The sequence below is a fragment of the Bradyrhizobium sp. USDA 4503 genome (assembly GCF_054055815.1).
Window position 1 is genome coordinate 1,844,501 of sequence record NZ_JBSRXS010000001.1, and the last position, 16,549, is coordinate 1,861,049.

Annotated in this window: 14 protein-coding genes; 8 read left to right on the forward strand and 6 right to left on the reverse strand. The window is 65.5% G+C overall.

Annotated features, from left to right (window positions below):
* Window positions 1-3: 3 nt before the first annotated feature.
* Window positions 4-1,089: a COX15/CtaA family protein gene (locus ACVMIH_RS09050; RefSeq protein WP_057020661.1), complete on the reverse strand. Its 1,086-nt coding sequence runs from the start codon at window positions 1,087-1,089 to the stop codon at window positions 4-6.
* A 191-nt stretch (window positions 1,090-1,280) separates the two neighbouring features.
* Between ACVMIH_RS09050 and ACVMIH_RS09055 the strand changes: the two genes are divergently transcribed.
* Complete coding sequence (locus ACVMIH_RS09055; protein ID WP_016844954.1) at window positions 1,281-1,490, forward strand: DUF2842 domain-containing protein; 210 nt, start codon at window positions 1,281-1,283, stop codon at window positions 1,488-1,490.
* Here the strand turns inward: ACVMIH_RS09055 and ACVMIH_RS09060 are convergent.
* Window positions 1,487-2,515, reverse strand: a complete 1,029-nt coding sequence (locus tag ACVMIH_RS09060; RefSeq protein ID WP_057020662.1) for a polysaccharide deacetylase family protein — start codon at window positions 2,513-2,515, stop codon at window positions 1,487-1,489. The genes ACVMIH_RS09055 and ACVMIH_RS09060 overlap by 4 nt on opposite strands.
* A 167-nt stretch (window positions 2,516-2,682) precedes the next feature.
* Here ACVMIH_RS09060 and ACVMIH_RS09065 point away from each other — a divergent pair, with 167 nt between their 5' ends.
* A complete protein-coding gene (locus tag ACVMIH_RS09065; RefSeq protein ID WP_456861462.1) occupies window positions 2,683-3,876 on the forward strand; it encodes a GNAT family N-acetyltransferase in 1,194 nt (397 codons plus the stop codon).
* A 4-nt stretch (window positions 3,877-3,880) separates the two neighbouring features.
* Here the strand turns inward: ACVMIH_RS09065 and ACVMIH_RS09070 are convergent, their stop codons facing one another.
* On the reverse strand, window positions 3,881-4,819 hold the full coding sequence (locus ACVMIH_RS09070) for a LysR family transcriptional regulator (RefSeq protein WP_229190299.1): 939 nt from the start codon (window positions 4,817-4,819) through the stop codon (window positions 3,881-3,883).
* Between the two features lie 333 nt (window positions 4,820-5,152).
* On the opposite strand from ACVMIH_RS09070, the gene ACVMIH_RS09075 reads away from it, so the two are divergent.
* The gene (locus ACVMIH_RS09075; RefSeq protein ID WP_028333916.1) at window positions 5,153-6,481 is read left to right on the forward strand and encodes an MFS transporter; all 1,329 of its coding nucleotides are present in this window, start codon (window positions 5,153-5,155) and stop codon (window positions 6,479-6,481) included.
* A 50-nt stretch (window positions 6,482-6,531) separates the two neighbouring features.
* Here ACVMIH_RS09075 and ACVMIH_RS09080 read toward each other — a convergent pair whose 3' ends face one another.
* Window positions 6,532-7,491 carry a LysR family transcriptional regulator gene (locus tag ACVMIH_RS09080; RefSeq protein WP_456861464.1) on the reverse strand — a complete coding sequence of 320 codons (960 nt, stop codon included), beginning with the start codon at window positions 7,489-7,491 and terminating at the stop codon, window positions 6,532-6,534.
* Between the two features lie 139 nt (window positions 7,492-7,630).
* Here ACVMIH_RS09080 and ACVMIH_RS09085 point away from each other — a divergent pair, with 139 nt between their 5' ends.
* Complete coding sequence (locus tag ACVMIH_RS09085; RefSeq protein ID WP_057020864.1) at window positions 7,631-8,611, forward strand: Bug family tripartite tricarboxylate transporter substrate binding protein; 981 nt, start codon at window positions 7,631-7,633, stop codon at window positions 8,609-8,611.
* Between the two features lie 9 nt (window positions 8,612-8,620).
* Here the strand turns inward: ACVMIH_RS09085 and ACVMIH_RS09090 are convergent, their stop codons facing one another.
* Window positions 8,621-10,963 carry a GumC family protein gene (locus tag ACVMIH_RS09090; protein WP_456861465.1) on the reverse strand — a complete coding sequence of 781 codons (2,343 nt, stop codon included), beginning with the start codon at window positions 10,961-10,963 and terminating at the stop codon, window positions 8,621-8,623.
* Between the two features lie 175 nt (window positions 10,964-11,138).
* On the opposite strand from ACVMIH_RS09090, the gene ACVMIH_RS09095 reads away from it, so the two are divergent.
* From ACVMIH_RS09095 to ACVMIH_RS09110, 4 genes are all read left to right on the forward strand, one after another.
* Window positions 11,139-11,750, forward strand: a complete 612-nt coding sequence (locus ACVMIH_RS09095) for a polysaccharide biosynthesis/export family protein (RefSeq protein ID WP_057020667.1) — start codon at window positions 11,139-11,141, stop codon at window positions 11,748-11,750.
* Window positions 11,751-11,753: 3 nt separating this feature from the next.
* Window positions 11,754-12,893 (forward strand): glycosyltransferase family 4 protein, encoded by a 1,140-nt coding sequence (locus tag ACVMIH_RS09100; protein ID WP_057020668.1) that lies wholly within the window; start codon window positions 11,754-11,756, stop codon window positions 12,891-12,893.
* 115 nt (window positions 12,894-13,008) lie between these two features.
* A complete protein-coding gene (locus ACVMIH_RS09105; RefSeq protein WP_456861467.1) occupies window positions 13,009-14,553 on the forward strand; it encodes an undecaprenyl-phosphate glucose phosphotransferase in 1,545 nt (514 codons plus the stop codon).
* A 146-nt stretch (window positions 14,554-14,699) separates the two neighbouring features.
* Window positions 14,700-15,968, forward strand: a complete 1,269-nt coding sequence (locus ACVMIH_RS09110) for an O-antigen ligase family protein (protein ID WP_229190305.1) — start codon at window positions 14,700-14,702, stop codon at window positions 15,966-15,968.
* Here ACVMIH_RS09110 and ACVMIH_RS09115 read toward each other — a convergent pair.
* Window positions 15,940-16,434 (reverse strand): MarR family transcriptional regulator, encoded by a 495-nt coding sequence (locus tag ACVMIH_RS09115; protein ID WP_141341084.1) that lies wholly within the window; start codon window positions 16,432-16,434, stop codon window positions 15,940-15,942. The two genes, ACVMIH_RS09110 and ACVMIH_RS09115, sit on opposite strands and share 29 nt — an antisense overlap.
* Window positions 16,435-16,549 lie beyond the last annotated feature (115 nt).

The window sequence follows — 16,549 nt, forward strand, 5'->3', positions numbered from 1 at the left end:
CGATCAACCGGGCTGGCCGACCGCAACGAGGGTCGGCTGATCCCGCTCGGTCCGGCGCGCGGCGAAGCGCTCGGCCTGCAGCACCGCGAGCGTCAGCACGACGATGGCGACGGCCTGGTGCGTCAGCGCCAGATCGATCGGCACCTGATGCAGCAGCGTCAGGATGCCGAGCGTCGCCTGCAGCGTGATCGCCGCCACCAGCCACCAGGCGCCGGCGATCACCGCGCCGCCGGCGCGCGCGCGCATGGCATCGATCGCATGCGCGATCGCCAGCGCGAACAGCAGATAGGCGGTCATGCGATGTTCGAACTGCACCGTCAGCGTGTTGTCGAACAGATTGCGCCACCACGGTGTCTCGAACCAAAGCCGGTCAGCCGACGGAATGAAGCCGCCGTCGATGTCGGGCCAGGTATTATAAACCCTGCCCGCGCGCAGCCCCGCGACCAGCGCGCCGAAATAGAGCTGCACGAAGGTCAGCACGAGCAGCACCGCGCTCGTGATCTTCAGCCTGAGCGGCGCGATCACGCTTGGGCGGTCGGTCAGGCGCCGCAGCGTCCAGACGATCGCCGCGAAGATCAGGAGCGCCAGCACCAGATGCGTCGCCAGCCGATACTGCGATACCTCGATGCGTTCAGAGAGGCCGGACGCGACCATCCACCAGCCGACGCCGCCCTGCAGCGCGCCGAGGCCGAAAATCACCCACAATCGCCGGCCGAGTTCGCCGCTCACCGCGCCGCGCCACAGGAAATACAGGAACGGCAGCAGATAGGCCGCGCCGATCACGCGACCAAGCAGCCGATGGCTCCACTCCCACCAGAATATCGTCTTGAATTGCTCGAGCGTCATCCCGGCGTTGAGCTCGCGATATTGCGGGATCCTCTTATAGCCCTCGAAGGCCTGGGTCCACTGCGCCTCGGTCAGCGGCGGCAGCGTACCGGTCACCGGCTTCCATTCGACAATCGACAGGCCGGACTCGGTCAGCCGCGTGGCGCCGCCGACCAAGACCATCAGGGCGATCAGGGCGGCCACCGCGACCAGCCATACCCTGACGGCGCGGAGCTGCGATGTCTTTGCGGAAATACCGGCCATTTCGCCCTGACTTGATTGGATTTTCGGGCCCCTTATAGTCCGCCGCGCCAGCGGCGCAAGCGCCGCCCGGAGCCTCGTTCCGATCAAGTCGGAAGGAAGCTCCAGAATGTTGTTTTGACGCGTTTTCTTTGCGCGAACCGGTGCCCGCTTCGCACGAAAACGCCCTGGATCACGAGTCGTACATATCCGCCATGGCCATACGCACCCGCAAATTGCTCGGAACCATCTTCCTGCTGATCCTGGTGGTGGTGTGGTCGCTGCTTGGCATGACGGTCGCGCAGACGCCTTGGCTTGCCAATTCGGGGCTGCTGCAGGCGATCTTCTACGTCGTCGCTGGCCTCGGCTGGGTGCTGCCGGCGATGCCGATCGTCGCCTGGATGTCGCGGCCCGATCGCGCCTAAGTAACGTCCTGGTCGCGCGCGCTACGCGTCGGCCGCACCGGCGCGAACATCACGCCCGACAGCAGCACCCGCATCATCCGCAGCGAGCGCACGCGGCCGTCCCATGCGATGCGCGGCAGCGCGTGAAGGTTGGTGCGCCCCTGCGCCTCGACGACCCCTGGTATGGTCGACACCGCGCTGGCAAAGCCGGCCTCTTCGGCCATCACGACATGCGGACGGCCGAACGCATCGCGGTCCCCGAACGGGAATGCGAAATGTCTGACCTGCCGCCCAAGCGCGCTCTCGGCCACCGCCTTGCCCATCGCCATCTCGCGCTGCGCGTCGGCATCCCTGAGGCTCGACAGCGCCGGATAGTTCACGGTCGCGCTGCCGAACGTCACGTTCGGATCGGCGGCAAGCTTCGCCAGATCCTGCCAGTCGAGTGACGCATTGCGTGACAATTGGGCTGCGTCGGCCGAATAGCGCCTGGCGAGATCGTTCAGCGCGTAGGACAGGTCCGACGGCGGCAGCTTGCGCAGCCAGCCGGACAGGAAATCGAACAGCTCGTATTTGTCCGAGAGATTTGAAATCGCGAAGTGCCGCTCCCGGCCGTCGATCATCATGCTGATGCGGTTTTCGCGCGCGATGATTTCCTCCAGCACCAGCCACCACGCCACGCCGACGCCATCGGGAAAGGCCGTCGGCAGATACAGCGCGAAGGGAACGCCGTGCCTGGCGAGCACCGGCCAAGCATGGGTGACGATGTCCTTGCTGGCGCCGTCAATGGTCAGGCAGGCAAAACGCCGGCGCACCGGCAAGGTCACCGCGCGGCGGCAAGCCTCGTCGATCCCGACGATGTCATACCGCCAGCGCTTCAGCGCTCGGATCGTGCGATCGAGGAAAGCCGGGGTGATCTCCTGGGACTTCAGCGGCTGAAACCGGCCGCGTCGCGCGGGACGAACGCGGGCGAAGCGCAGGATCACCCCGGCGCCGCCGCTCTCGCGTTCCCGCAGCTTGAAGGCGCCACTGAAATACGCGAGCTCCATTCGGGCCCGTCGTAAAATCCCGCTGTCCGGCGCCAAGATCCCCGTCCTTGTCACGCGGTTCCCGCACACCGCCGCGGCATTGTTCTTACTCTTTGTTGACATTTCCCTGCGAAGGTCGGCCCAGGCCGAGAACTGTAAATTAATACCCTAAAATTTTGGGTTCCGAGATGACCATGGCGGCGGCAATCGAAGGCCAGACGGCTGAGACGCGGGCGTGGCCGAACGCGATCCGCGTCGCCGGCGTCGACATCTTTCATGATCTCACCGCGGCCGAAGCGACCTGGCGCGGCTTCGAGACATCGCAGCACAGCTACACGCCCTATCAGCGGTTCGATTTCCTCGCCAGCTGGCAACGCCAGGTCGGCGAGCGCGAGGGCCTGCGGCCCTTCATCGTCGTCGCTCATGACAGCGAACGCCGGCCGCTGCTGCTGCTGCCGCTCGCAATCGAGTCCCGCCTCGGCGCGAACTGCGCGAGCTTCATGGGCGGCAAGCATACGACCTTCAACATGGCGCTGTGCGCGAAGGATTTCGCCGCCAACGCGACGGAAGCCGACATCGCGGCTTTGATCGGATCGATCGCGGAACGCTCCCGCGCCGATGCGCTCGTGCTCTGCCAGCAGCCGCTGCGCTGGCGGGACCTGCCGAATCCGCTGGCGCTGCTGCCGCGCCAGGCTTCGGTCAACGACTGTCCGGTGCTGGCGATCGAGCCTAGCGCGGCACCGGCGGCGCTGATCAGCAACTCGTTCCGCCGCCGCCTCAAGGGCAAGGAGCGCAAGCTGCAGGCGCTGCCCGGCTACCGCTATTACGTCGCGAGCGAGAGCACCGATGTCTGCCGCCTGCTCGACTGGTTCTTCCGCGTCAAGCCGCAGCGCATGGCCGAGCAGAAGCTGCCGAACGTGTTCGCCGAGCCGGGCATCGAGCAGTTCATTCGTGCCGCCTGCCTCGCGCCGCGCGCCGACGGCAACGGCTATGCGATCGACATCCACGCGCTGGAGTGCGACGAGGAAGTGATCGCGATCTTCGCCGGCGTGTCCGACGGTCATCGCTTCTCGATGATGTTCAACACCTACACGATGTCGGCCAATTCCAAGTTTAGCCCCGGCCTGATCCTGATGCGCGATATCATCGATCGCCATGCCGGCCTGAACTACCGCGCTCTGGATCTCGGCATCGGCTCGGACGAGTACAAGCGGCTGTTCTGCAAGGACGATGAAGCCGTCGTCGACAGCTTCGTTCCGCTCAGCTTGCGCGGCAAGCCGGCGGCCAGCGCGCTGTCGGCCATCAATCGCGCCAAGCGCGCTGTGAAGCAAAATCCGGCGCTGTTCGAGATTGCCCAGAACCTGCGCAGCATGTTCCGCTGAGTGTTCAGCGCGCCGCGTCGCCCTGCTCTGCGCCGCCATTTGGTACGCCGAGCCGTTTCATCGCGTCGAACAACAGTGCCGCAGCGGGTGACAGCGCACGCTTGCGCAACTTGATCAGGCCGTAATTCTCCAACAACAGCCTGTCGCGCAGGCGCAGCACCTTGAACCGCTGCGGATCGACCAGATCGAACACCAGCATGGGGACCGGCACGATCGCGTCGATGCCCGCCGCAATTCCGACCGAGGCGAAAAACGACTCGGTGTTGATGACCCGGCGCGGCGGCGTCACGCCGCGGCTCATGAACAGCCTCTCGAGTGCCTGGCGCATGAAGGATTCGCGCGGCTGGCAGATCCATTGCTGGTCGGCCATGTCCTCCAGCTCGACCGTCTCGCGGCCGGCCAACGGATGCTCCGCGCGAACGAGCAGCACCGCCTCCTCCGCGCCGATCTCGTAATAGTCGAATTGCCGGGGGTCGATGCCGGCGGGAATCCTGGCGACGACGAAATCGAACTCGAGCGCCAGCAGTCGCGTGATCAATGGCGGGCTGGTGCTGACATCGAGCGAGATGTTCACCCGATTCAGCTTTTCGCCGAGATACTGGATCACGTCGACGACGAGGTCGATGCTCGGCTTGGCGACTGTTCCAACGGAGACGGTGCCGAGCTCACCGGACTTGTAACCCGCGAACTCGTCGGTGACCTGGTCGAGATCGGCCAGCACGCTCTTGCCGCCACGGATCAGGATCGACCCATAGGCCGTCGGTTCGACGCCGCGCGCCGTGCGCTCGAACAAGGGAACCCGCGCCAGCGCCTCGATTTCGGCAAGCATCTTCGATGCCGCTGATTGGGTGATGTTCAACCGCTCGGCGGCGAGCTGCAACTTGCGCTCATTGTCGAGAGCGACCAGCAGGCGCAGCTGGCGCAGTTTCAGATTACTGATCACGGCTCGCCACCATCCTGCCCGGAAAGAGCCTCTTCCGCTCCGACTAAACCGGAACGGGGCTCCAGATTCTGCTTTGAGGCGTTTTCTTGGCGCGAACGAGCAGCCACTTCGCTGGAAAACGCTCCAGGGTTCCCGCGTTTATACCGCGGTGCATCATGACAGTTTCGCCGTGGCTCCATTCCCAAATGCCATTAGTCACGCGGCAGTCGATTACACAACAATGAAGAAGACTTGCAAGAGCAACGCGACGAACCGCTGCGGGTGCGCCAGGTGCCGCCCCGAACAGCGCAGTGATCGTCTGCCGAATCGAAAAACAGGAAGGGATTGGGAACGATGAGCGACGATGTCGAGAAGCGCGCGATCGGAAAGATGATGCGGCGGCTGATTCCGTTCCTCATCCTGTGTTACTTCGTGGCCTATCTCGATCGCGTCAATGTCGGCTTCGCCAAGCTGCATATGAACGCGGCGCTCGGCCTCAGCGAGGCCGCCTACGGGCTCGGCGCCGGCCTGTTCTTCATCGGCTACTTCTTCTTCGAGGTGCCCTCCAACATCCTGCTGGAGCGGTTCGGTGCGCGGCGGTGGATCGCCCGCATCATGATCAGCTGGGGCATCGTCTCGGCCGCATTTGCCTTCATCCCGCAGATGTCCGCGGCGAGCGGCCTGTCGAGCGAATGGATCTTCTACTTCCTGCGCCTCCTGCTCGGCGCCTGCGAAGCCGGCTTCTTCCCGGGCATCATCTTCTATCTGACGCTCTGGTTCCCGTCGGTGTACCGCGCGCGCGTCATCAGCCTGTTCATGCTGGCGATCCCGATCTCGAGCATCATCGGGGCGCCGATCTCGGGATTGCTGCTCAACCTGTCGGGCGCCGGCCTGACCGGATGGCAGTGGCTGTTCGTCTGCGAGGCATTGCCGTCGGTCCTGGTCGGCTTCGCTGTCCTGACCTTCCTGCCGGATTTTCCGCGCCAGGCAAGCTGGCTGCAGCCGGACGAGGTCAAGTGGATCCAGACCACGCTTGAGCGCGAGCGGCAGCAAACCGAGGCCGTGGAGCATATTTCCGTCCTGCAGTCGCTCACCGACTCGCGGGTCCTTGCCTGCGCCTTCGTGTATTTCTGCCTCAACGCGGCAAGCTACGGCGTCGCATTCTTCCTGCCCACCATCATCAAGGCGTTTGGCGTCACCGACACCCAGACCGGCTTGATCGCGGCCCTGCCCTTCGTATTCGGCGCGGTCGGCATGGTGCTGCTCGGCCGCCATTCCGACAAGACCGGCGAGCGGCGATACCATGTCGCCGGCGCGCTGACGCTCGCCGCCGTCGGTATCGGCCTTGCCGGGCTAGTGTCGAATCCGGTGCTGATCGTCGCCCTGCTCTGCCTTGCGCAGATCGGCGTGTCGGCGGTGCCGCCGATGTTCTGGCCGATGCCGGCAGGTATCCTGACCGGCGCCTCGGCGGCGGCAGGCATTGCCGCGATCAACTCGCTCGGCAACCTGTCAGGCTTCGCCGGCCCATTCGCCGTCGGCTATCTGAAGGACCTGACGGGCAGCTTTACGGCAGGGCTGCTGCTGCTCGCCGTGATGGGACTGATCGGCGCGCTGGTCACGATCAGGCTGCGGATCGATCCGGTGCTCGAGCGAACCGCGCGCGAGCCGATGATGGCGCACTAGGCATCGGGCGCCTCCACCGGATGGGATGGGAACGGCGCCGGTAATGCCTGTCACCTGCCGGCGGCCGCCTTGCTTGCGGCCGCCTTGGCGATCTCACGGATGCACGCGATGAAGATCTCGGTGGTCGGGCCCAAGGTGCGGCCTTTCAACGTGACGATCGCGGCCGAGACGGCGGCCGCTCGCGGAAGCTGAACCGGAAGCTCCTTTAGCCCGAGATCACCGCCGGCAAACCGCGCGACCGAGCCCGGCAGCACGGTGATGAAGCGGCCGGTCGCGGCGAGCCGGCAGCACAAATGAAGCGACAGCGTCGTGATCGGCGCGCTTGGCATCTGCATTCCGAACTCGCGAAACGTCTCCGCCACCGCGGCGCCCGGAAAGGTGTCCGGCGGAGGCAGCACCCAGCGCTCGTCAGCGAGGTCGGCCAATTCGAGCCTGGACGCGCGCGCCCATTTGCTTCGCCTTCCCGCGACCACGACGCGCCGATCATCGAGCAAGGGCTCGACCGCCAGGTCCGTCTCGTCAAACGGCGTCGGCGTCCATCCAAGCAACAGATCGATGTTGCGCTCGCGCAGTTCGCGGTAGCGCAGATCGCTGAGAACGGTCTGCGCGACATTGATGCGGATGCCGGGATGCTGCCGCGTGAAGCGGTCGATCGCCACCGGAAGCAAGCCCGCTGCGATGCTCTCCGTGCTGCCGATGCGCAACTCTCCGATGCTCGGATCGGCCAGAAACTCGAGCTCCTGCAAGCCCTGGGTAAGCTCGTCGAAGATCGAGACCCCGCGTCGCACCAGAGCATGGCCATAGGCCGTCAGTTCGATGCCGTTACGGCAACGATCGAATAGCCGAAGGCCGAGCGCGTGCTCCATGTCGCTGACCGCCCGCGAAATCGCCGGCTGCGACACCGCGAGCTCCGCGGCAGCCTTCGCCATGCTGCCGCGCTGCGCGATAACGAGCAGGATGTGCAGGTCGCGCAGCTTGATCCGGCGTCGGGCACGCTCGATGTCCTGCATCAGCGATCCTTACCAAAACGGTTATGGACGCCTCAGACACTAGCATTGGACGTTTATCCCCGCCTCACGCATCCTCCGCGTGCGATGACGCAGATCGTCGCGCCCCGAACGGCGCGGCTAGACGACCATGGAGGCATGCATGTTGACCCGTCGCGACGTCCTGACCGCGTCAGCGGCCGGTGCCGCGCTCGCCGCCGCAGGCCTGGTCCGGCCAGTCGGCGCGCAGCCCCGCCTGAAGACCGCCCATATCCTGACCGGCTACACGCCCGGATTGCCCGACGCCGTCGCAAGGCTCGTTGCCGGGCAGATGAAGGACTATGCCGACTCCATCGTCGTTGAGACCCGGCCCGGCGCGAGCGGCCGGATTGCGATCGAGGCGGTAAAGAACGCCGAGGCCGATGGATCGGTCATGCTGCTCGCGCCGCTTGGGTTCATCGCGCTGTTTCCACACACCTACAATTCGCTCGCATACACACCGCAGGACTTCACGCCGGTATCGACCGTCGGCTCATTCGCGACGCTGCTGGCGATCGGCCCGAAAGTCCCGAACGATGTCAGGAGCCTCGCCGACTTCGTCGCCTGGTGCCGCGCCAACCCGACACAGGCGACCTACGGCACGCCGGGCGTTGGCACCACCCTGCATTTCATCGGTGCGATGCTCGGCCGAACCGCGGGCTTCGACTATCTCCACGTGCCCTATCAAGGCAGAGGGGCGGTCCAGGATCTCCTGAAGGGCGAGATCGCGTCGGCGGTGATGCCGATCGACAGCCTGCTGGGTCAGGTCCAGTCCGGACAGCTTCGCGCTCTGGCGACGACCGGTCCCAGCCGTCTCAAATCCCTCCCCGATGTGCCGACGGTGGCGGAAGCCGGTTACCCCGGGCTTCAGGACGTGACCTGGTTCGGCATCTTCCTGCCGGCGAAGACGCCCGCGGCAATCGTCGCGCAACTCAACGGCGCGATCCAGGCGTCATTGCGCAGCGACGAGGTCAAGTCCGGCATGGCCAAACTGTCGGTCGACGTCGACGCAATCGCGATGAATGACTTTGCGCAACTGCTCGCCACCGAATCCGATCGCTGGAAAGGGATCGTGCGGGCGACCGGATTTACCCCGACGGGCTGACGGTGGCGCTCAGGCAGCCACCACCCGCGGGCCCCTCACAGCCGCTTCCGACGCCGCGCAGGGCTTGCTCAGCATCGTCACTTCGGCGAAGCCGACCGCCCTGAGTTGCTCGACCATCGAGTGGCGGGCATCCTGCGCCATGGTGGCGTCGGGCACGACGACCGCCTGTGCCTTCGCGGTCAGCAGTTCGGCCGGCAGGTCGACGGCCGAACCGGCGTCGAGCAGCACGTGGTCGTAGACCCTGAGCAGCGCATCGATCGCAAGGGCGAGCCGCGGCGATTGCAGATGCGAGCGATCGAAGCCCGGACGCCCGGCGCTGACGATCTGAACACGCGACTGCCGGTCCTTGGTGATGATCTGCGCGAAGGTCGCCTCGCCCTGCATCAGCTCGGCAAGGCCGGGCGCCGCCGGATCGACGGTCGCCGACGTCAGCACCGGCGAGGACGCGACGAGATCGACGACGACAACCTTGGCTTGGCGCGCCATCAGACGCGCCAGCGTCAGGGCGGTCAACGTAACGCTATCAGCCGCGGCCGGGCCGAGCACGGTGACCTTGTGGGCGGCGGGACCGGCGGCGACAAGGCGCTCGGCGAGCTCATCGATCTCGTCGGCAGTCTGGGCGGACTCAGGCTGCGGCGGAGGTTCATAGGCAGCCGCAGGCTCCTGCGGCAGTTCGGGCTCCACGGCCGGCTTCGGCGCGACCGGCGATGCGAGCGCGGGTTCAGGGGGCAGCGCCGGCGCGGGCTGGTCCACGGTTGCGGCATCCATGACCGGCTCGCGGCGCCTGATCACGGCAGCCGCCGGCGCGAAGGCGCGGCCAACCGCACCGGGCGCGGAGATGCGCAGCAGCTCGCCGGTGATGATGATGCCGGATGACAGCAGCAGCGTCGCCAGCGTCGCGATCAGCACGATCGGCAGCTTCTTCGGATAGGCCGGCGTATTCGAAACCGAGGCGCGCGAGATGATGCGACCGTCGGTCGGCGCGGCCTCGATGTTCTCGCGCGCCGTCGCCTCGCGGTACTTGGCGAGATAGGCCTCCAGCAGGTCGCGCTGCGCCTTGGCTTCGCGCTCCAGCCCGCGCAGTTGCACGTCCTGGCTATTGCTAGACGACGCCTGCCTCTTCGACTGGTCCAGGCTCGCCTGCAACGCCATGACTCGGCCATCGGCGACGCGGGCGTCATTGTCCAGCGAGCGCGAAACCTTGCCGGCTTCTTCGCGCAATTGCCGGTCGAGATCGGCGATCTGCGCCTTCAATTCCTTGATGCGCGGATGGTTGTCGAGCAGCGTCGACGACTGCTCGGCAAGCTGCGCGCGCAGCGTGCCGCGCTGTTCGGCCAGCCGGCGGATCAGCTCGGAATTGAGCACCTCCGACGCCTCGATCGGCTTGCCGCCCTGAAGCATCTCCCGGATCAGCCGTGCCTTGGTCTCGGCATCCGCCTTCAGCGCACGGGCATTGTTGAGCTGCGTGTTCAGCTCACCCATCTGCTGGTTCGACAGCGGGATGTTGTTGGTGCCGACGAACAGGCTCGACTTCGAGCGGAATTCCTCGACGCGCGAATCCGCGTCCGCGACCTTGGTGCGCAGCTTGTCGATCTCGCCGAGCAGCCATGTGCTGGCGGATTTGGCCTGGTCCTGCCGCGCGGCCTGCTGCAGCACGAGATAGCCGTCTGCAATCGAGTTGGCGACGCGCGCCGCAAGCTCGGGATCCTCGGACTGGAACTCGATCACCATGACGCGCGACTTGTCGACCGCAAAAGCCTGGAAGCGCTCGTAATAAGAATCAAGCACCCGCTCTTCAGGCGTCAGGCTGAACGGGTCACGGCCGATGCCGAACAGCGCCAGCAGCGACTTCAGCGGCGAAAAGCCCCGCAGCACCGGATCGAACTCCGGACGTTCGGCCAGCTTGTTCTTCTTGATGATGTCGCGCGCGAGATCGCGCGACAGCAACAGCTGCACCTGGCTCGTCACCGCCTCGGCGTCGAGCGAGGTGCGCTCCAGGTCGCGCTCGCCGTTCGGACGCAGGAAGGCGTTCTCGCGATTGTCGATCAGGATTCGCGCTTCCGACTTGTAGCGCGGCGTCACGACGTTGACCGCGGCAAGCGACAACGCGAACACCAGCACCGTCGGCACGATGATCCAGCCGCGCTTGCGCGCCAGCGCGCGGCCGAGCACGTGCAGGTCAAGATCGGCCGCCTCCGCCGGACGGGCCGGCTTGTCTGGAGCAGGCTTGTCGGGAGCAGGCTTGGGCGCAGCCGGCTTCACGACAGCTTCGTCGGCAACGGGCGCAGACTTCGGCAACGCCCGTTGCACGACGGCCTTATCCTTGCCTCTACGCCAGAATGCAAAACGCATAACGAACCCCCGCGGACACCGCGACTCCCTCTCAATGGGGCGATTACAGTCCATTAAGGTTGCCGCTGGGTTAATCGGTGGGGTTGACGGGCATGGCCGCCACCACCCGCCCCGTCATTCTTTGTTAACCATGGGTGCCGTTAATCGGAGCCGATATTGTCGCGGGATTCCTTGCATGCGCGATCTGCGCGCTCCCCTTATTTGTCTGGTCGCTGCGCTCGCGCTGTCGGGCTGCATGGGCCGAACGTCACCGCTTGCCGGTGACCCCGGTCTCGAACCGATGGCGTATGCTGCGCCCGTGGCCTATGCCGATCCCGCACCGACGCGCGAGGGCTATAATCTCGGCCCCGGCGACAAGCTCCGCGTTGTGGTCTCTGGCCAGGAAGGGCTGACCAACGGCTATGCGATCGACGCCGCGGGCGCGATCACCATGCCGCTGATCGGCTCGGTGCCGGCGCGCGGCCGGACGCCCGCCGGGCTTGCCGCCGAGATCACCGCGCGGCTGCGCAACGGCTTCATCCGCGAGCCGTCGGTCGCAGTCGAGATCGAGGCCTACCGGCCGTTCTTCATCCTCGGCGAAGTCCAGGCCCCCGGCCAATATCCCTATGTGCCCAACATGACGGTCGAAAGCGCGATCGCGATCGCCGACGGCTTCTCGCCGCGCGCCAAGCGCGACGAGGTTACCGTCACCCACACCAATGCATCCGGCGCCGGCCGCTTCGTCGCTCCCCTGGGCACGCCGATCGGCCCCGGCAACACCGTGTTCGTCGGCGAGCGCTGGTTCTGATCGATGGCGCAGGATCAAAATCAGCAACCGCCCCTCCGCATCCTGCACGTGGTGCGTGCCCCGGTCGGCGGCATCATTCGTCACATCCTCGACGTCGCCAACGGCCAGATCGAACGCGGCCATCATGTCGGCATCGTCGCCGACAGTTTGACCGGCGGCGCGCGGGCCGACGCGGCGCTTGCCGAGATCGAGCCGCGGCTCAAGCTCGGCGTCCACCGCGTCGCGATACGCCGTGAGCCGCGCTTCGCCGACTTCATGGTCTGGGCCCACATCGCCGGCCTGATCCGCAAGCTGAAACCCGATGTCGTCCACGGGCATGGCGCCAAGGCCGGCGCCTATGTCCGGCTGCGGCGGCGGTCGAGCAAGGTGATCCGGGTCTACACGCCGCATGGTGGCTCGCTGCACTACCCGCTCGACACCTGGAAGGGCCGCTTCTACAGCCAGCTCGAGCGCACCCTGATGAACAGCACCGACCTATTCCTGTTCGAGAGCGCGTTTGCCCGCGACACCTATCAGCGCACCGTCGGCAAGCCGGCAGGCCTCGTGCGCTGCGTGTTCAACGGCGTCACCGCGGAGGAGTTCGAACCGGTCCCCCGCGCCGACGATGCCACCGACGTGGCCTATGTCGGCGAGTTCCGGCGCATCAAGGGCGCCGATCTGCTGATCGACGCGGTGGCGAAGCTGCGCGCCGAGGGCAAGCCGGTGACGTTGACGCTCGGCGGCGACGGCGAGGAATTCGAGCGCCTCAAGGAGCAGGTGAAGCGGCTGTCGCTCGGCGAGGCCGTCCGCTTCATCGGTCACGTCAAGGCGCGCTATGGCTTTTCGAAGGGCAGCCTGCTCGTGGTGCCCTCGCGCGGCGATTCGATGCCCTATGTAGTGATCGAGGCGGGCGCGGCCGGCGTTCCGATGATCGCCGCCGATGTCGGCGGCATCCCGGAGATCTTCGATACCCACACCGACGCCCTGTTCGCGCCGAGCAATGCTGGAGCGATGGCCGACGCGATCAAGGCCGCGCTCGACGATCCCGCCGCGACCGCGGCGCGCGCCGAGCGATTGCGCGAGCGGATTTCGGAACATTTCTCGCAAAGCGCGATGGTCGAGGGTGTACTGGCCGGCTATCGCGACGCCTTTGCCAAACGTTAACCACTTCTTGCACACGTAACCGTTTCTTCCGATTTGTCCCCTTAAGTCACGTCCGGGGGAATTTTCGTGCTGCGCGCGGATGCCCATCTGCATGCGCAGGAATGGACGTGGACTCGTGGAACCGTTTAACGCACGCTCGATGCTGGATGCCGCTGCGTCTGCGACGGCCGCTCAGCCGCAGATCGAACGGCGCCGGCGCCTCTCGCCGGCCGCGCTCGCCGTTACCAACCAGAAGGTTCGCGGCGCCTACTCGCCGGTCGTGATCGCCGGCGTGGTTCGCCTCACCGACTTCGCGCTGCTCAGCCTGGTCGGCGTCGGGCTTTATCTCGCCTATGTCAGGCCGCTCGCCGGCGGCAGCATTCACTGGGGATATATCGCATCGATCCTCGGCATGTCGGCTGCCGCCGTGGTCTGCTTCCAGGCTGCCGATATCTACCAGGTGCAGATCTTCCGCGGCCAGCTTCGCCAGATGACGCGCATGATCTCGTCATGGGCCGTCGTGTTCCTGCTGTTCATCGGCATCTCCTTCCTGGTCAAGCTCGGTGGCGAGGTCTCGCGGGTCTGGCTGTCGTCGTTCTTCTGCGTCGGCCTTGCGGTGCTGATCGCCGAACGGCTGCTGCTGCGATCGATGGTGCGCGCCTGGGCGCACGACGGCCGGCTCGACCGCCGCACCATCATCGTCGGAGCAGACCACAATGGCGAGCAGCTGATCGAGGCGCTGAACGCCGAGGATGATTCCGACATCCATCTGCTCGGCGTGTTCGACGACCGCAATGACGATCGCGCCACCAACACCTGCGCCGGCGCACCGAAACTCGGCAAGATCGATGACATCGTCGAATTCGCCCGCCGCACCCGCGTCGACCTCGTGCTGTTCGCGCTGCCGATCTCGGCGGAGACCCGCATCCTGGAAATGCTGAAGAAGCTGTGGGTGCTGCCGGTCGACATCCGCCTGTCGGCCCATACCAACAAGCTGCGCTTCCACCCCCGTTCCTATTCCTATATCGGCAAGGTGCCGACGCTCGATATGTTCGAGGCGCCGATCACCGACTGGGATCTGGTGCTGAAATGGCTGTTCGACCGCGTGGTCGGCGGTCTGGCCTTGGTTGCGGCGCTGCCGGTGTTGGGACTGGTGGCGCTCGCGGTGAAACTCGACAGCCCCGGCCCGGTGCTGTTCCGCCAGAAGCGCTTCGGCTTCAACAACGAGCGGATCGACGTCTACAAATTCCGCTCGCTCTACCACCATCAGGCCGACCCCACCGCCTCCAAGGTGGTGACCAAGAACGATCCGCGCGTGACCCGCGTCGGCCGCTTCATCCGCAAAACCTCGCTCGACGAATTGCCGCAACTGTTCAACGTCGTGCTGAAGGGCAATCTCTCGCTGGTCGGCCCGCGCCCGCACGCCGTGCAGAGCAAGCTGGAGAACCGCCTGTTCGACGAGGCGGTCGACGGCTACTTCGCCCGCCACCGCGTCAAGCCCGGCATCACCGGCTGGGCGCAGATCAACGGCTGGCGCGGCGAGGTCGACACTGACGAGAAGATCCAGAAGCGCGTCGAATACGACCTCTATTACATCGAGAACTGGTCGGTGCTGTTCGACCTCTACGTCCTGCTCAAGACCCCGTTCTCGCTGCTGACGAAAAGCGAGAACGCGTACTGATCGAGGCGGGTTCAAACCGCACGTCATTGCGAGCGCAGCGAAGCAATCCACGCTGCCGCTAGGGGATAGGTGGATTGCGTCGTCGCTGACGCTCCTCGCAATAACGGGTGTCAGGTTCTGTGTCCGTTGCGTTGCGTGAGTATCCGATGGCCTATGCGGCGACAGCCGGGACGACCCATTCGCTGACATCAGCACCAACGGGCGTGCTGGCGCTGCAGCGGGCGCTGGTGTGGCTGGCCGGCGCGTCCGGCGCCATCGTGTTCATCGAGCCGAGCCCGTATGAGCTCGTCACGCTGACTGCCTGCGTGCTGTTCTTCGCCACGGGCCTGCGCATGCGGCTCGTGTTCATGCCGCTGCTGTTCACATTGATCGTGCTCAATGTCGGCTACAGCATCGGTGCGGTGCCGTTCCTCGACAAGCCGGAGGTGGTGAACTGGATCCTGACCTCCTGGTACATGGCCATCACCGTCATCTTCTTCGCGATGGTGATGTCGGAGGATACCGAAGCCCGCCTCGACATGCTGCGCCGCGGCCTGATCGTCGGCGCGATGATCGCTTCGCTCGCCGGCATCGCCGGCTACTTCCGTCTGGTGCCCGGCGGCTACGACCTGCTGACGCTGTATGACCGCGCCCGCGGAACCTTCAAGGACCCGAACGTGCTCGGCGCCTTCCTGATCCTGCCGGCGCTGTTCACGCTGCAGAGCGTGGTCTCCGACCGCTTCGGCAAGGCGTTCCGCAACGCCATCGCCTTCGGCATCATTTCGCTTGCGATCCTGCTGTCGTTCTCGCGCGCCGCCTGGGGCGGCCTCGTCATCACCGCGGCCTTCATGCTGGCGCTGATGGTGTTCACAAGCCGCTCGCAGGCGCAGCGCTCGCGCATCATCGTGATGACCTTGATCGCCGCGATCCTGGCCGTGGCGCTGATCGCGGTGCTGCTCTCGATCGGCTCGGTCGCCGACATGTTCAAGCAGCGCGCGAGCTTCGACCAGAGCTATGACGAAGGCCGCTTCGGCCGGTTCGGCCGCCACATCCTCGGCGCCCAGATGGCGCTGGAGCTGCCGTTCGGCATCGGGCCGCTGCAATTCCACACCTACTTCCCCGAGGACACCCACAATTCCTATCTCAACGCCTTCATGTCGGGCGGCTGGATCTCGGGGATCTGCTATCCGGCGCTGGTGTTCGTCACCGCGATCATCGGCTTCCGCTACATCTACATGCGGGTGCCGTGGCAGCGCGGCTATCTCGCGGTCTTCTCGGCGTTCCTCGGCTTCGTCGGCGAGAGCTTCATCATCGATACCGACCACTGGCGGCACTTCTGGATGATGCTCGGCACGATGTGGGGCATGTATGCGGCGGCCGAGCGCTACCGCGCGACGTCGGCACTGATCATCGACGAGTCTTCGGCGGCATCTTGAGGCTGGCGCGCTGCTCCGGCGGCATGTCGATCACCGCCTTCAATGCTCCGGTCGCTTCCAGCACGCCCTTGTAGCCATCATTGGCGAAACGCAGCAGCAAGCGCAGCTCGTCGTCGGTGTAGCTGCTCCACAGCTTGAGCATCGCCTCCTGCATCGGCACGTAGAACTTGCCGATCTCCGCCGCTTTTTCCTCCACCACCGAGATGAAGACCTTGCGGCGGTCGCTCTCGTCCCGCTCGCGGCGCACGTAACCCGCTTTCTCCAGACGATCGACCACGCCGGTGATCGCGCCGGTGGTCAGCCCGGTGACCTCGGCGAGACGCCCCGCGGTCACCCGCCCCTCCAGATGCAGGATGTCCATGCATTCCATGTCGGAATTGGAGATTCCGGCCATGTTTGCAACGGCTTGGCCGTACATCACGCCCTGCGCGGATGACCGGCGCATCGCCTCCTCGAGTTCCTGCATCAGCGTTTCGCGCGACGTCGTGCTTGACAAATCGGCTCCTATATCTTACTCGCCTAATATCTTATATACTAAGATAATTAGCAACTGACCTTTCCTATCCCACACGGATGCATGG

Bases quoted from the DNA above. Each gene is read 5' to 3' on its own strand.
- ACVMIH_RS09095 (WP_057020667.1), top strand. From the start codon at position 11,139: ATGCGCGATCTGCGCGCTCCCCTTATTTGTCTGGTCGCTGCGCTCGCG.
- ACVMIH_RS09085 (WP_057020864.1), top strand. From the start codon at position 7,631: ATGTTGACCCGTCGCGACGTCCTGACCGCGTCAGCGGCCGGTGCCGCG.
- ACVMIH_RS09100 (WP_057020668.1), top strand. From the start codon at position 11,754: ATGGCGCAGGATCAAAATCAGCAACCGCCCCTCCGCATCCTGCACGTG.
- ACVMIH_RS09055 (WP_016844954.1), top strand. From the start codon at position 1,281: ATGGCCATACGCACCCGCAAATTGCTCGGAACCATCTTCCTGCTGATC.
- ACVMIH_RS09110 (WP_229190305.1), top strand. From the start codon at position 14,700: ATGGCCTATGCGGCGACAGCCGGGACGACCCATTCGCTGACATCAGCA.
- ACVMIH_RS09060 (WP_057020662.1), bottom strand. From the start codon at position 2,515: ATGGAGCTCGCGTATTTCAGTGGCGCCTTCAAGCTGCGGGAACGCGAG.
- ACVMIH_RS09115 (WP_141341084.1), bottom strand. From the start codon at position 16,434: ATGCAGGAACTCGAGGAGGCGATGCGCCGGTCATCCGCGCAGGGCGTG.
- ACVMIH_RS09090 (WP_456861465.1), bottom strand. From the start codon at position 10,963: ATGCGTTTTGCATTCTGGCGTAGAGGCAAGGATAAGGCCGTCGTGCAA.
- ACVMIH_RS09075 (WP_028333916.1), top strand. From the start codon at position 5,153: ATGAGCGACGATGTCGAGAAGCGCGCGATCGGAAAGATGATGCGGCGG.
- ACVMIH_RS09065 (WP_456861462.1), top strand. From the start codon at position 2,683: ATGACCATGGCGGCGGCAATCGAAGGCCAGACGGCTGAGACGCGGGCG.
- ACVMIH_RS09080 (WP_456861464.1), bottom strand. From the start codon at position 7,491: ATGCAGGACATCGAGCGTGCCCGACGCCGGATCAAGCTGCGCGACCTG.
- ACVMIH_RS09050 (WP_057020661.1), bottom strand. From the start codon at position 1,089: ATGGCCGGTATTTCCGCAAAGACATCGCAGCTCCGCGCCGTCAGGGTA.